Here is a 14,417-nt window from a genome sequence, read left to right on the forward strand (position 1 = left end):
TTAAAGCCACCTTTTGCGAAGGTGGCTTATTCATCACAATGACATTATTAAGATTAAGCCAAAGCCACTTTCTGGTTACTGCTTTTCGCAGGCAAGAAGAAAGCCAACACCAGCATAATAAACGTGGGTAGAACCCACGCCATACCTTCTGCGGCCAGCGGCATCGCCGCCATTTGCCAATCCAACAGGCGAGCTAACCAACTGATGGACTCAACGCCTGCGGCACGCGCACCATCCAGCAGGCTGCACAGCAACGCCACCAGCATAACCAAACGATATCCCAGAACCGGATTACGTAACCAGCGTCGCACAAAAGTCAGAGCCACCAAGGCAATCGCCAACGGATACAACGCCATTAACACGGGAACCGACAGTGCAATCAAACGGCTCAGCCCAACGTTAGCAACCACCGCGCAGGTGATGCACAACACAATGACCCAATGACGATAGCGCAGCGGCGTTAAGGTGGAGAAATAGTCCGCACAGGCGCTGACTAAGCCCACCGCCGTAGTTAAACATGCCAACATGACCACTAGTGATAAAATCCACTGTCCTGGCTGACCAAATAACGCCTTCACATACGCCGCCAGCACAACCCCACCGTTGTCGGCCCCACCAGCAATCGTTGAAGAGGTCGCCCCCAGCCAAAACAGAGAGATATATACAAACGCCAGCCCTAACGCTGCAATCACACCCGCGATGCTCAAATAGCGGAAGCAAGCCTTCGGTTCAGTCACGCCTTTACCGCGCAATACATCAACCAACAACATGCCAAACATCAGCGCAGCAAAGGTATCCATGGTGTTGTAGCCGCTGATAAAACCTTTAGAAAATGCCATCTGCTCATAGGCCGCTACCGGCGCTACGATGTCACCTTGCGGTTTGAAAATCACACCCAACGCCAAGACCACCAGCAGCAAAAACAACATCGGCGTCAAGAACTTGCCAATACTATCGATCAGTTTGCCACGGCTCCATGCCAGCATCAGCGTCACTGCAAAAAACAGCGCGGTAACTAACATTTGTAAACCATCCAGAGTCAGGCTGCCCAGCGTCACTGACGTATCGCTGTAACTACCTGAGCTAACCAACAACGGTTTTACCGCCATTTCAAAAGCGACCAAGCCGGTTCGCGGAGCGGCAAAAGCTGGGCCGATAATGATAAATAACAAAACTGCGGCAAAAGTACCGGTCCCTTTCGGCAGATCGTGAGTCATTGACGGCAAACCGCCCCCCGCCCGAGCTACAGCAATAATAGAGAGCAACGGCAAACCCACTGCAGTTAGCAAAAAACCGCCCATAGCATAAAGTACGTTATGCCCTGCCATCTGGCCTTCTAACGGCGGAAAAATGATGTTCCCTGCGCCCAGAAAGAAAGCAAAGGTCATCAGCCCTAAACCAATAGTGTCCGCGGTGGATAAACGTTGTTGCATAGTCTGCCCTCTTATAGGTTTTTCTGGTCGTATACGCAGCAGACACGTACGCCAGTTATTCACTAAAGCTAAAGATGAGTCTGACTAAGAAAGGAGTAGTACAGAGGGAAATGGTATTAATGGAGGTAACTCTACAATGAACGCCCACTCCCTGAGCCTGTTAATTATTTCAGCCTTTCCTATCAGAACAAAATTGCGGAGAATCGCCGCATCTGAGTCTGATAGTGAAATATTATGCTAACCAAAGCAACAGACTCAGAAGAAAAGGTAAAAATCTTTCGTTAACAGGCGAAAATCATGGGAGTATTCACTGCTTTTATCGCGGATCACTAGTCGATCTGACTGCTGATTTGCAGGCTTGGAACCAAACAACATCAGTGAACGCCGCGCGACCCTATCTTCAAATTCTGCAATTTCAGTGCTGTGCAGTATAAACCACCCTTCTTGAGCTGCTGTTTGAATAAAGCTTACTCCCACATCAGTAGGGAGAACGACGGCCATTCTGCCATTATCCGTAGCCAATTCTCTCGCATACTTTAGCAATGATTGGTGGCTAAGCTCCGAGGTATAACGAGCGGTATTGCGACTCGCATTGCGGCACTCGACTCCCTGCGGATAGTAAGGCGGGTTGGTCACAATCAGGTCATAACGTTCGGAGGTTTGCGCGGCAAAAGCCTGCAATGAACAGGCGTGAACCTGCATTCGATCGGCCCACGGCGACAGGACAAAATTTTCTGCCGCCTGCAAGGCCGCATTTTGGTCTAGCTCAACGGCATCAATTTGCACGACATCTGTGGTACGCTGCGCCAGCATCAAAGCTAAAAGACCGCTGCCTGTGCCGATATCCAGTATTTTTCCACCGAGATTGCTGATGTCAGTCCACGAGCCTAACAAAATACTATCGGTGCCGACCTTCATCTCACAGCGATCGTGTGCAACGAAAAATTGCTTAAATGTGAATCCGTTACGGCGTAATGGCACTGATTCTGATGGGCGTTGAACCACGGTAACTCCTTATTTTCGGTCGCATAGCATAAAATATCCCCATAGATTCGCAAAGGCTGGATCGGTGCAAACATACTAATTCCCCCGCTTTAATGGGTGAACATCTGCCCCAACCCGTCTATAATCGGCGCCCCAAGTAGAGGTAGACCATGACAGCAAGCAATTTTTCCGAACTCGAACTCGATGAACGCCTACTCGACGCATTGCGCGACAAAGGCTATGACCGCCCGACAGCCATTCAAGCTGCCGCCATTCCTCCGGCAATGGACGGTCGCGACGTTCTGGGTTCAGCACCTACCGGAACCGGGAAAACCGTCGCCTATTTGCTGCCAGTATTGCAGCACCTGCTCGACTTCCCGCGCAAAAAATCCGGCCCACCACGTGTATTGGTGCTGACTCCAACGCGTGAATTGGCAATGCAGGTTGCCGAGCAAGCCATCGAATTGGCTAAACATACAAATCTAGATATCGCGACCATCACCGGTGGCGTTGCCTACATGAATCACGCTGAAGTGTTCAGCGAAAATCAAGACATCGTGGTTGCAACCACTGGCCGTCTGCTGCAATACATCAAAGAAGAAAACTTCGATTGCCGCGCGGTTGAAACCCTGATCCTTGATGAAGCAGACCGCATGCTCGACATGGGTTTTGCACAAGATATCGAAACCATCGCGGCGGAAACTCGCTGGCGTAAACAGACTATGCTGTTCTCAGCAACGCTGGAAGGTGACGCGATTAAAGAGTTCTCTGAGCGTCTGCTGCAGGAGCCTGTCGAAATCGAAGCCGATCCTTCACGCCGTGAGCGTAAGAAGATCCAGCAATGGTATTACCGCGCCGATACTCTTGAGCACAAAACCAAGCTGCTGTGCCATTTGTTAAAAGAGCCTGAAGTCACCAAATCCGTTATTTTCGTGCGTAAGCGCGAGCGTGTACATGAACTGGTAGGCTGGCTGCGCGAAGCGGGTATCAACTCCTGCTACTTAGAAGGCGAAATGGTGCAGGCTAAGCGTAATGAAGCGATGAAGCGTATGCTTGATGGCCGAGTGAACGTGTTGGTTGCAACCGACGTTGCCGCACGTGGTTTGGATATCCCAGACATCAGCCACGTCTTCAACTTCGATATGCCACGCACCGCCGACACCTATCTACACCGTATTGGCCGTACCGGTCGCGCAGGTCGTAAAGGTATCGCAATTTCTCTGGTGGAAGCTCATGACCATCTGCTGCTGGGTAAAATCAGCCGCTATGTCGAAGAGCAAATTAAATCTCGCGTGGTTGACGAACTTCGTCCAACCACCAAGCCGCCAAGCGAGAAAAACAAAGGTAAACCGTCTAAGAAGACGCTGCTCAAGCGCCAAGAGAAAAAAGACGAAGAGAAGAAAGATAAAAAGGTAAAAGTGCGTCACCGCGATAGTAAAAACGTCGGAAAACGCCGTAAGCCTAAAGCCGCACAGTCAGTGATCCCAACTGAAGAATAAATCAGCGAGCTAACAAAAAAACCGCCTTTAGTGGCGGTTTTTTTTCATCCTAACACCAACAATTTTACCGCTACGACATTAAATCCAGCCTAACTGTTTTTTTCTGACTTTTTTCCCAGCTCGCGCACTAAAAATTCGATGAAGAGTGGAATTAATATAATGAAATAGAATGCAAATAACGTTAATTGTGCAACAACACGCTGTGCAGCGATTTTGTTCTGTTTGGCAAAATTCTCAGCGCTACAGACGTAAAAAAGGAGCTTTTCAGCTCCTTTTTGCTATTTCCTATTGCCTCAAACCTGAAATTACAGGCTTTCAGTAAAGGTACGAGCGATAACGTCACGCTGCTGTTCTGGAGTCAGTGAGTTGAAACGCACCGCATAGCCAGAAACACGAATAGTCAGCTGTGGATATTTTTCTGGGTGCTTAACGGCATCTTCCAGAGTTTCACGGCGCAGAACGTTAACGTTCAAGTGCTGACCGCCTTCCACACGTACAGTTGGTTTGATATCCAAAGGGACTTCGCGATATTCGATTTGACCCAATTCGTTTACTGCAACGATCTGGTCTTCTGCATAGCCTGCTTTAGCACATACGCAGCGTGCTTCGTTTTTATCTGTATCAAGCAGCCAGAAAGAGTTCATCAGGTCTGCATTATCAGCTTTAGTGATCTGAATACCTTGAATCATTTGTTGCCTCCGTCAATAGAGCAAAAAATCTGGGATTAATTTCTTCGTTTACGGCCTTAACATCGGCCATTTGGTAAAACCAATGTTGTCTTGATGTTCTATATACCAATATAGAGTGGGGTTTTCTTTGATTTAAATCAATTTTTTCATGGTGGTCATTTTACCAATTTGGGCAAATTTATGTTTTACATCAAATTTAACCATTTTTCGGCGACTTTTCTATTTTTGTAAATTTTCAAAAAAAATTTAATTTTCGTTCAAAAAACACTCACTAAGTGACTAGCCTGAACATGGTTAAATTTTCTTCACGGTTTAACTTCATCGCTTGAAACGGTAAGCTACCGCCAGATAATTTCCGTATAAACAAAGAGGAAGTGAAGATGACTTCTCCACTAAACTGGCACGATGTCATCGGTGCCGAGAAAGAAAAGCCCTATTTTCACGACACGCTTGCTTTCGTTGCGGCAGAGCGCCAAGCCGGTAAGACCATTTATCCACCGCAGAAAGATGTATTTAACGCTTTTCGCTTCACCGAATTTAATGATGTTAAAGTCGTGATCCTTGGGCAAGACCCCTATCACGGGCCAAATCAGGCACACGGGCTCTCTTTTTCCGTTCGCCCAGGCATTCCTGCGCCGCCTTCACTCATGAATATGTATAAAGAGCTACAAACCGATATTGAAGGATTTCAAATCCCTAATCACGGCTATCTAAAAAGCTGGGCCGACCAAGGTGTTTTGCTGCTCAATACCGTGTTAACCGTCGAACGTGGTCAAGCGCACTCGCACGCTAAGCTCGGTTGGGAAACCTTCACAGATAAAGTTGTCGCAGCGCTTAACGAACATCGTTCAGGCATTGTGTTCTTGTTGTGGGGAGCCCATGCGCAAAAGAAAGGCAGTATTATCGATACTCAGCGCCACCGCGTGTTAAAGGCACCACATCCATCACCGCTGTCTGCACACCGCGGTTTCTTAGGCTGCCATCATTTCTCACAAACCAATCAGCTCCTGATTGAACAGGGGCTTACGCCGATTGACTGGCAGCCGCACTTACCGGAAAACGGTAGCGAGGAATAAGTTCAGGCGAAAAAAAACCAGTCAATCGACTGGTTTTTAATTTTTAGGATATCGATTAAGCCTTAGCTTTAGATACCGCAACCATGGCTGGACGGATCAGGCGGCCATTTAAGGTATAGCCTTTTTGCATAACCATCATGACGTGGTTTGGTTCATGCTGATCGGATTCCATCATCGTCATTGCCTGATGCACTTCAGGATTAAACGGAACATTGACTTCACCCACCTGCTCTACGCCGAACTTACGCACGGCATCCAGCATAGATTTCAGCGTCAATTCGATGCCTTCAATCATCGCAGCTAAATCTGGATTAGATTTATCCGCCAGATCCAATGCACGCTCCAAGCTGTCAATCACTGGCAACAGTTCGTTAGAGAACTTCTCTAACGCGAATTTATGCGCCTTCTCTACGTCCTGCTCGGCACGACGGCGAATATTGTCAGCTTCTGCGCGGGCACGCATAACAGAATCACGCTCACGCTGAGCGGCTTCCTGCAACTGAGCTTCCAGTTCAGCAATGCGCTCATCGCGCACATCGACTACGTCTGCCGCATCGACCTGAGCCTGTTCGTGCTGCTCTTGTCCGTTTTCCATTTCTTGTGAGGCTTGCTCATTCGACATGTTCTGTTCTTTACTACTCATGAAATTCTCCGCGGTTTGGCATTAATCTCGCTACTTGGCTTATTATGGGGATGAAAGCTGGCGATTCAAGAGAACCGCGCATAATGAGAGTCATTAAATTGCACTCAGTAGGAAAACCACTGCATGAATAAAAAATTTGAATGTATCGGTCTGGTCGGTCATCCGCGTCATCCTGCGGCGCTGGCCACGCATGAGATGCTGTTTAACTGGCTCGTCGGTAAAGGCTATCCGGTAATCGTCGAACACCAAATTGCGCACGACCTCAAGCTGGAAAACGCGACTACGGGCAGTTTGGCAGACATTGGACAGCAGGCCGATCTCGCTGTCGTCGTCGGCGGCGATGGCAATATGCTTGGCGCAGCACGCATTCTGGCGCGTTACGATATCAAAGTTATCGGCGTAAACCGTGGCAACCTCGGTTTTCTCACCGATCTCGATCCCGATAACGCCAAACAACAGCTTTCTGACGTCCTCGACGGCGAATATTTTAGCGAACAACGCTTTTTACTTGAAGTACAGGTGTGCCGCGAGCAACAACAAAGACGCATGAGCACCGCCATTAACGAGGTGGTTTTGCACCCAGGTAAAGTGGCTCATATGATTGAGTTCGAAGTTTATATCAATGAAAACTTCGCCTTCTCGCAGCGCTCCGACGGCCTAATCATCTCAACGCCCACCGGTTCTACCGCCTACTCATTATCTGCCGGGGGCCCCATCCTGACGCCAACCCTAGATGCCATCGCGCTGGTGCCTATGTTTCCCCATACGCTATCGGCCAGACCACTGGTTATCGATAGTAACAGCAAAATCCATCTCCGCTTTAGCCACTTCAGCAACGATCTGGAAATCAGTTGTGACAGCCAGATAGCCCTGCCAATTCAGCAAGGAGAAGAAGTGATGATTCAGCGTAGCCAATTTCATTTAAACTTGATACACCCTAAAGACTATAACTATTTCAATACATTAAGCACCAAGCTAGGGTGGTCTAAAAAACTTTTCTAAATTAAGAAAATTTTTTCGTCAGCTACTTTACTGTATAAAAAACCAGTTTATACTGTAGTTAAATACAGTTATGTGATTCCGTACAGGGGAATTTCGAATGCTGACGCAACTGACCATTTCTAATTTTGCTATTGTTCGTGAACTTGAAATCGACTTCCAACGCGGAATGACCGCCATCACCGGCGAAACTGGCGCAGGTAAGTCTATTGCTATCGATGCCTTGGGTTTATGCCTTGGAGGACGCTCAGAAGCTGCTATGGTGCGTTTAAATACGCCTAGAGCCGATATTTGCGCGCGCTTCTCTTTGGCTGACACACCTTCAGCACGCCAATGGCTTGAGCAGAACCAGTTGGATGACAGCAACGAATGCCTACTACGCCGCGTTATCAGCGTCGATGGTCGCTCGCGGGGGTTTATTAACGGCACCGCGGTTCCCCTTTCACAGCTGCGTGAGTTAGGCCAACATCTGATCCAGATCCACGGTCAGCACGCGCATCAGTTGCTACTCAAATCCGAACATCAAAAACATCTACTTGATGCCTACAGCAATCAGTCAGAACTGTTGGCTGAAATGCAGGCTGCCTATCGTCAATGGCACCATAGCTGCCGTTTGCTAACGCACCATCAAAAACAGGTGGCAGAGCGCGAATCACGCAAGCAGCTGCTGCAATACCAGTTAAAAGAGCTCAATGAGTTTGCTCCTCAGGCGGGTGAGTATGAACAAATCGATGAGGAATATAAGCGCCAAGCCAATAGTGGGCAGTTGTTAACCCTCAGCCAGCGAGCGCTAAACATGCTTTCGGAAGCTGAAGACGGCAATATTCTCAGTCTCTTGCACAGTGCAAAACAAAATGTGTCCGAATTGATTAGCTACGACAATCAGTTTTCACCGCTTCTAGATATGCTTGAAGAAGCCTCGATCCAAATATCAGAGGCCAGCAACGAGCTACGTCACTATGGCGATAACATCGATATGGATCCTGCACGCCTCTATGAATTAGAACAGCGTATTTCTCGCCAAATTGCATTAGCCAGAAAACACCACGTTTCTCCAGAAGAGTTGCCACAGTTCCATCAGCAATTACTAGACGAGCAGCAGTCTCTGTGTCAGCAAGAGAGCGAACAGGAACAGCTAGCGGAGAATGTCCATATTCATCACCAGCAGGCACTTTCGCTAGCACAGCAGTTGCACCAGCAGCGGCTCAAGTTCGCGCAGGAGCTCTCCTCGTTAATCACCCATAGCATGCACGAGCTATCAATGCCTCATGGACAATTCGCTATTGACGTGAATTTCATGCCGGAAGCGCTCACCGCTGACGGTGCTGACCGCATTGAATTCAGCGTAACGACTAACCCCGGCCAGCCTCTACAGCCTCTGGCTAAAGTCGCGTCAGGCGGTGAACTATCACGTATCGCACTGGCTATTCAGGTTATCACCGCGCAAAAAATGGATACCCCGGCATTAATCTTCGACGAAGTAGACGTGGGCATCAGTGGACCAACGGCGGCAATTGTCGGTAAGATGCTGCGTCAACTTGGTGAGTCTACACAGGTCATGTGTGTGACCCACTTACCCCAAGTTGCAGGATGTGGACACCAACATTTTTATGTCAGCAAACAGACTGACGGCTCAGAAACTGAAACCACTATGCAGCCACTCGATAAAAAGGCTCGTTTACAAGAGCTGGCGCGCCTGTTGGGCGGAAGTGAAGTGACGCGTAATACGCTGGCAAATGCAAAAGAACTGCTTGCCGCATAAAAAAGCTCAACTTTTTTTGATTCCAGAGGTCATATTGAGGTCTGTTGAGGTTTCCAACTGTTGCAAGGTCGATTATCATCGGCAACCTATGTCCAAAAGGAATGAGATTACTATGCGTTGTAAAATGCTGACTGCCGCTGCTGTGGTTATGGTTATGCTGACCGCAGGCTGTTCAACCTTTGAAAAAGTGGTATACCGTCCTGACATCAATCAGGGAAACTACCTGACTGCTGCTGACGTAGCCAAAATTCACAGAGGGATGACGCAGCAACAAGTCGCCTACACGCTAGGTACGCCAATGCTGCAAGATCCGTTTGGAACCAGCACATGGTTCTACGTGTTCCGTCAACAGCCAGGTCATGAAGCCGTGACTCAAGAAACACTGACTCTGACCTTCGATGGCAGCGGTGTTTTGACCAATATTGAAAACACCAAAAAGCTTCCTGATAACAGCGAAGAATAAGTGCCGTAAGCTAGGCAAATTGGTGTGATATGACTGGATGTATCAATATCTGGTGAGAATAAGGCGCAGACAGCGCCTTATTTTTTTGCTCGTTCGGCACGCAACCGACGCAGTTCTTTCGGATCGGCTAACAATGGGCGGTAAATTTCTACCCTATCTCCCTCATGAACCTTGTCCGACAGCTTGACCGTACGGCTGTAGATACCCACTTTGTTTTTCGCTAGATCAATTTCTGTTCGTAGCGTCAACAACCCCGACTGCTGAATAGCCTGTTCAACGTTAGCGCCTTCCGGTAGCTTTATACGGCGTAAATATTGGCGTTCAGGCAACGCGTAAACCACTTCAACATTGATATCAGGCACTGTAGACCTCTTTCGCACGCGAAGTGAAAGCCTGAACCATATTCCCCGCCAGCTCTTTAAACACCTTGCCGAAAGCTAGCTCAACTAATTTGTTGGTAAACTCAAAATCGAGATGCAATTCAACTTTGCAGGCATCATCACTCAACGGGATAAAATGCCAGCCGCCTAACAGCTTACGAAATGGACCATCCACAAGCTGCATCTTGATACTGGAGCTATCCGCAAGCGTATTGCGGGTCGTAAAGGTCTTACTGATCCCAGCCTTGGAAACATCAACTGCGGCAGTCATCGAATTTGGCCCTGATTCTAGAACACGGCTCCCTACACACCCCGGCAAAAACGCAGGGTACGCGGAAACATCGTTGACCAACTGATACATTTGCGTAGCACTAAATGGCACCAAAGCAGAACGGCTAATCTGTGGCATATCAATTCCTGAGTAACATAAAACGCACAAATAATACCATTTATCTGTGGACAGAGAGAAATGCCTTAAGCACACTGAGCTAACGTATTAAAAAACCACGACGGCTCAGGGTGAAAGGATGTTCATCCCTCGAGTGGTTCAGTATAATGGCAGCACTATGACAAAGAAAAAAGCACATAAACCCGGTTCAGCAACGATTGCTATGAACAAACGCGCTCGCCACGAATACTTCATAGAAGAAGAAATCGAGGCGGGGTTGGCGCTGCAAGGTTGGGAAGTGAAGTCGATGCGCGCAGGTAAAGCGAACATCACCGACAGCTACGTAACTTTCCGCGACGGCGAAGCCTACCTCTTTGGTGCCACTATTCAGCCGCTAAACGTAGCGTCTACGCACGTCGTGTGCGATCCAACGCGCACACGTAAACTGCTGCTGAAGAAACGCGAATTAGAAACGCTGATCGGCAAAGTCAGTCGTGACGGTTTTACCGTTGTTGCGCTGTCTCTTTACTGGAAAAACGCTTGGTCGAAAGTCAAAATCGGCTTAGCGAAAGGTAAGAAAGAGCACGACAAACGCGATGACATTAAAGATCGGGAGTGGAAATTAGACAAAGCACGTATCATGAAGAACTCAAACCGCTAAGCTACTGGCTTTACGGATATAATTTCTGATATACTGCTGAATAGTACTTGGGGCTGATTCTGGATTCGACGGGATTTGCGAAGCCCAAGGAGCATGCCGAGGGGCGGTTGGCCTCGTAAAAAGCCGCAAAAAAATAGTCGCAAACGACGAAAACTACGCACTAGCAGCTTAATAACCTGCTTAGAGCCTTCTCTCCCTAGCTTCCGCTCTTAAGACGGGGATCAAGAGAAGTCAAACCCAAAAGAGATCGTGTGGATACCTAGCTTGGGGTTGAAGCATTAAATCTAATCAAGCTAGTTTATTAGTAGCGTGTCTGTCCGCAGCTGGTAGGCGAATGTAAAGACTAGACTAAGCATGTAGTGCCGACGGTGTAGTAATTTCGGACGGGGGTTCAAATCCCCCCAGCTCCACCAAATTTGGTAGGACAGTGACCGGACAAGAGCATAAAAACCAGTAACTTATGCGAATTGGATGGACACAACAACGACCCAAGTAAGACAAAGAAATGCACGTATAGTGCACGTGCATTTTGAAAGTAACTGAAACCCGCCTCGTGCGGGTTTTCTTTTATTCAAGGAGTGGTGCGTGAACGAGTATAAATTTGAATATGCCACAGAAAAATTTCGACAAGCAGTAACCCATTTAGCAGCCTCTGGCGATCCGCTAGCTGTACGGGTACGTGATGTCTACTCCTCCTACCTAGCTTGGGTAAATCCAAATAAAGACCTTCCAATCTCTCTCAAAGAGGAAGCTGATAAGTTGTTTTCTACTCTCTCAGGTGAGACGGATTTCTCCGATAGAAACCGTGTCAGTGAAAATATAAAACAGCTCAATGATCGCGCCCTTGGAAGCATCTGTGTAAGAACAGTTAGGATTTTTGATAAACTCTGCCGCTATTTGCCTTTGCAAGATAAATCTTTCTAAGCTGCCTGTACGGCAGTGAACCACCATAGTGACGTCGCGGGAACGCATCTTGTTTTCTAAGCTGCCTGTACGGCAGTGAACCCAAGCGGCACAAATGACAACGCCACAATTCATTTCTAAGCTGCCTGTACGGCAGTGAACCAGCACCGGAGGCAACCAGTGGAAACACTAACTTTCTAAGCTGCCTGTACGGCAGTGAACGCGAAGAGCGAACCGTTCTGCCCGACGACCTGTTTCTAAGCTGCCTGTACGGCAGTGAACATGATGCCTGTTTTACCAAGATGGCCTTAGAGTTTCTAAGCTGCCTGTACGGCAGTGAACATGACGTGGACGCCGCCACGCTGCATCATCTTTTTCTAAGCTGCCTGTACGGCAGTGAACGCTAGCGGGAACGACGGCGGCGACGGTGGTAATTTCTAAGCTGCCTGTACGGCAGTGAACGGGGCGCACTGGTAACTGTCGTCGGTCGGATGTTTCTAAGCTGCCTGTACGGCAGTGAACTGTAAAATATACACAAAAAAATTATATTAATCAGCTTAATACTGAGCAATTCCCTGAAAGCCCCTTTTTTTAGAGCATACACAATATGTGTTTTAAAACAATGGATTATAAGATGCTCTAAAAAAAGGGTTGTTTAGACTTTGCTGTGCTCGACAAAAAGACATACCCCATACACAACAGATGGGCAGTTCGTTGGTAATGATGGGACGTTCAGCAAACCAAAGAAAATCTACCGCAGATTGAACCTCCCACCGATTTTTCCCAATGGCCTGAAGAAACATTCGAAGAAGCGGATGAATGACTAGTATGTGAGGAAATTGAAATGGTTTAATACTACTTGGCCACTCTGTTGTTTAGAGCTGCCAATATCTACCTTATTACATACAAGGGTTATCTCTGTAGTATCCGCACCTGACAATAACCATTTGAATCACTTAAACGCATTAGCGATCCACTGGTATTGTCACTGCGCCGGTCTCTTGCATACGGACCGGCGCAAACCAATGTCACGTTGCTGATCCCCCTCTTCCTTTGCTTAGGTAGTGAAAATTTTTCTTAGATATCCGCTTGAACGTCCATTAAATATTTTTATGTGTATATGTGTAAATATTCATTATTTCAATGTAAAATCCAAGCATATCCATGTTGAATATTTAGGTTTTCAAAATGGTCGATAAAAACAAATCAGTGGCTAATGTGTAGAGAACTAGACAATGAATGATAACTATCTCCATTTCAAAAGATGCGTCTCTGCAGAAATGTTGAATAAGCGTAAATTCACTTGGCGCAGAGTTATACACCGCTATTGGTCACTCCCCAACAAACGATTCTATCTCTGGTGGAGACTAGCCGAATTGTTCTTTAATAGTGATAGGGCTATTAGCAAGTGGGCTGCTCGCTATCTCAACAGAAAAATAATGAAAAATTTCAATACAGAGATTGGGCTGGGTGCAAAAATTGCTCCAGGATTTAAAGTGGTCCACTTCCAAGGCGTTGTAATCACTGATTGTTGTAACATTGGCGAAAACTTTACGATTAGGCAAAACACAACAATTGGAATTAAAGGCGAAACAAGCGCAATGATTTGTATTGGAAATAATGTGACTGTTGGTGCTAATTCGTGCATTTTAGCCGATAATATTAATATTGGTGATAACGTAGTAATTGGTGCCATGTCTTTTATAGGCAAAGATATACCACCAAATACTACTGTATATACTGAAAAGACGAACAAGTTGATACTTAAAGAAATAAATTAGCTAGTTATATTTCTATATTCACTCAGGAAGCACCGGCCACTTGATATCTGGTGCTTTTGAAGTATCCAGTCGACTTAATTCAACGCGAATAGATTTTAACGTCCTCAACAAATCCAATTCATCATTTGTTATATAATCTAATTCAAGAGCATCTTGCAGTGGAAGTATTCTATCCGAGATGATTCTAAGCATGGCTGATCGCTGAGTATCAGCTAACTCTATAACCTCCTCTTGTGATAATACTCTTTTATCAACCTTTCCATCCTTGAATTGATAGCTAGAGTCTGCCTTAAATTCATTCGGTAACTTTGATTGGTTAACCTCAAATACAGATACCCCCTCTGGCCATAACGTTGATACATCAACTGAGGCCATAAGTATTACTCCACTACTATCACAGCCGATCTTCATAGTTGAATCAGAGAACAATTTTTGGGACTCATACCAATCTAGGTCATTTTGATCTTTTAAATAAAGTACATCTGGAGCCATTTTAATAATAGGCTCATACTGTAATAAGTTAATTAGTTCCATGATGCTATTACCCTGAAATTGTTGCCCAAACGCCATTTATATTTCTCTGAATAGGCTTATAAATAAGCCTATTCAGTTTCCAATCATCGGTACCAGCACCTACAACGACACACCCTCCCGGTACCGAACCATTTCCTCCAATACTGACTGTAGCGGCTGAACCAAATCGCATATTTTGAATATAGCGGCCATCTGACTCTCCTTTTGTATATGCCTGCCCCG

14 protein-coding genes, 1 other RNA gene, 1 pseudogene and 1 CRISPR repeat array are annotated in these 14,417 nt (G+C 46.8%); of the genes and pseudogenes, 8 read left to right on the forward strand and 8 right to left on the reverse strand.

Features of this window, described 5'->3' with window-relative positions; genetic code table 11:
* Positions 1-53 precede the first annotated feature (53 nt).
* Both brnQ and HMPREF3091_RS13815 read right to left on the reverse strand, forming a co-directional pair.
* Positions 54-1,433 (reverse strand): branched-chain amino acid transport system II carrier protein, encoded by a 1,380-nt coding sequence (gene brnQ / locus HMPREF3091_RS13810; protein WP_070716465.1) that lies wholly within the window; start codon positions 1,431-1,433, stop codon positions 54-56.
* Positions 1,434-1,688: 255 nt separating this feature from the next.
* Complete coding sequence (locus HMPREF3091_RS13815; protein ID WP_070716466.1) at positions 1,689-2,438, reverse strand: tRNA1(Val) (adenine(37)-N6)-methyltransferase; 750 nt, start codon at positions 2,436-2,438, stop codon at positions 1,689-1,691.
* 149 nt (positions 2,439-2,587) lie between these two features.
* On the opposite strand from HMPREF3091_RS13815, the gene srmB reads away from it, so the two are divergent.
* Positions 2,588-3,916, forward strand: coding sequence for an ATP-dependent RNA helicase SrmB (srmB, locus tag HMPREF3091_RS13820; protein ID WP_070716469.1), 1,329 nt, complete (start codon positions 2,588-2,590; stop codon positions 3,914-3,916).
* A gap of 305 nt (positions 3,917-4,221) precedes the next feature.
* Here srmB and grcA read toward each other — a convergent pair whose 3' ends face one another.
* Positions 4,222-4,605 (reverse strand): autonomous glycyl radical cofactor GrcA, encoded by a 384-nt coding sequence (gene grcA / locus HMPREF3091_RS13825; protein ID WP_004847205.1) that lies wholly within the window; start codon positions 4,603-4,605, stop codon positions 4,222-4,224.
* 380 nt (positions 4,606-4,985) lie between these two features.
* On the opposite strand from grcA, the gene ung reads away from it, so the two are divergent.
* Positions 4,986-5,681 (forward strand): uracil-DNA glycosylase, encoded by a 696-nt coding sequence (ung, locus tag HMPREF3091_RS13830; RefSeq protein ID WP_004847207.1) that lies wholly within the window; start codon positions 4,986-4,988, stop codon positions 5,679-5,681.
* Between the two features lie 55 nt (positions 5,682-5,736).
* Here ung and grpE read toward each other — a convergent pair whose 3' ends face one another.
* Positions 5,737-6,324 (reverse strand): nucleotide exchange factor GrpE, encoded by a 588-nt coding sequence (gene grpE, locus HMPREF3091_RS13835; RefSeq protein WP_004847208.1) that lies wholly within the window; start codon positions 6,322-6,324, stop codon positions 5,737-5,739.
* A 123-nt stretch (positions 6,325-6,447) separates the two neighbouring features.
* Between grpE and nadK the strand changes: the two genes are divergently transcribed.
* The 3 genes from nadK (at position 6,448) to bamE (ending at position 9,548) form a co-directional block, all read left to right on the forward strand.
* Positions 6,448-7,326: an NAD(+) kinase gene (nadK, locus tag HMPREF3091_RS13840; RefSeq protein WP_004847209.1), complete on the forward strand. Its 879-nt coding sequence runs from the start codon at positions 6,448-6,450 to the stop codon at positions 7,324-7,326.
* Between the two features lie 97 nt (positions 7,327-7,423).
* Positions 7,424-9,085: a DNA repair protein RecN gene (gene recN / locus HMPREF3091_RS13845; RefSeq protein ID WP_004847211.1), complete on the forward strand. Its 1,662-nt coding sequence runs from the start codon at positions 7,424-7,426 to the stop codon at positions 9,083-9,085.
* Positions 9,086-9,197: 112 nt separating this feature from the next.
* Positions 9,198-9,548 carry an outer membrane protein assembly factor BamE gene (gene bamE / locus HMPREF3091_RS13850; RefSeq protein WP_035503213.1) on the forward strand — a complete coding sequence of 117 codons (351 nt, stop codon included), beginning with the start codon at positions 9,198-9,200 and terminating at the stop codon, positions 9,546-9,548.
* Between the two features lie 77 nt (positions 9,549-9,625).
* Here bamE and HMPREF3091_RS13855 read toward each other — a convergent pair whose 3' ends face one another.
* Both HMPREF3091_RS13855 and HMPREF3091_RS13860 read right to left on the reverse strand, forming a co-directional pair.
* Entirely contained in the window at positions 9,626-9,910 is a 285-nt protein-coding gene (locus HMPREF3091_RS13855; protein WP_070716471.1) for an RnfH family protein, read from the reverse strand.
* Positions 9,903-10,337 (reverse strand): type II toxin-antitoxin system RatA family toxin, encoded by a 435-nt coding sequence (locus tag HMPREF3091_RS13860; RefSeq protein WP_004847214.1) that lies wholly within the window; start codon positions 10,335-10,337, stop codon positions 9,903-9,905. Before HMPREF3091_RS13860 ends, HMPREF3091_RS13855 begins: the two co-directional genes overlap by 8 nt.
* Before the next feature lie 157 nt (positions 10,338-10,494).
* Between HMPREF3091_RS13860 and smpB the strand changes: the two genes are divergently transcribed.
* From smpB to HMPREF3091_RS13880, 3 genes are all read left to right on the forward strand, one after another.
* Complete coding sequence (gene smpB / locus HMPREF3091_RS13865) at positions 10,495-10,977, forward strand: SsrA-binding protein SmpB (protein ID WP_035503279.1); 483 nt, start codon at positions 10,495-10,497, stop codon at positions 10,975-10,977.
* 49 nt (positions 10,978-11,026) lie between these two features.
* Positions 11,027-11,390, forward strand: a transfer-messenger RNA (tmRNA) gene (ssrA, locus tag HMPREF3091_RS13870).
* 504 nt (positions 11,391-11,894) lie between these two features.
* Positions 11,895-12,402: a CRISPR direct-repeat array (repeat unit 28 nt; unit sequence TTTCTAAGCTGCCTGTACGGCAGTGAAC).
* A 713-nt stretch (positions 12,403-13,115) separates the two neighbouring features.
* Positions 13,116-13,661, forward strand: a complete 546-nt coding sequence (locus tag HMPREF3091_RS13880) for a serine acetyltransferase (protein WP_070716474.1) — start codon at positions 13,116-13,118, stop codon at positions 13,659-13,661.
* Positions 13,662-13,679: 18 nt separating this feature from the next.
* On the opposite strand, the gene HMPREF3091_RS13885 is transcribed toward HMPREF3091_RS13880, so the two are convergent.
* Complete coding sequence (locus HMPREF3091_RS13885) at positions 13,680-14,195, reverse strand: tail fiber assembly protein (RefSeq protein ID WP_070716478.1); 516 nt, start codon at positions 14,193-14,195, stop codon at positions 13,680-13,682.
* Between the two features lie 7 nt (positions 14,196-14,202).
* Positions 14,203-14,417: pseudogene (locus HMPREF3091_RS22745) on the reverse strand (hypothetical protein); the annotation flags it as partial.

The organism is Hafnia sp. HMSC23F03, assembly GCF_001816025.1.
Classification (GTDB): Bacteria; Pseudomonadota; Gammaproteobacteria; order Enterobacterales; family Enterobacteriaceae; genus Hafnia; species Hafnia paralvei.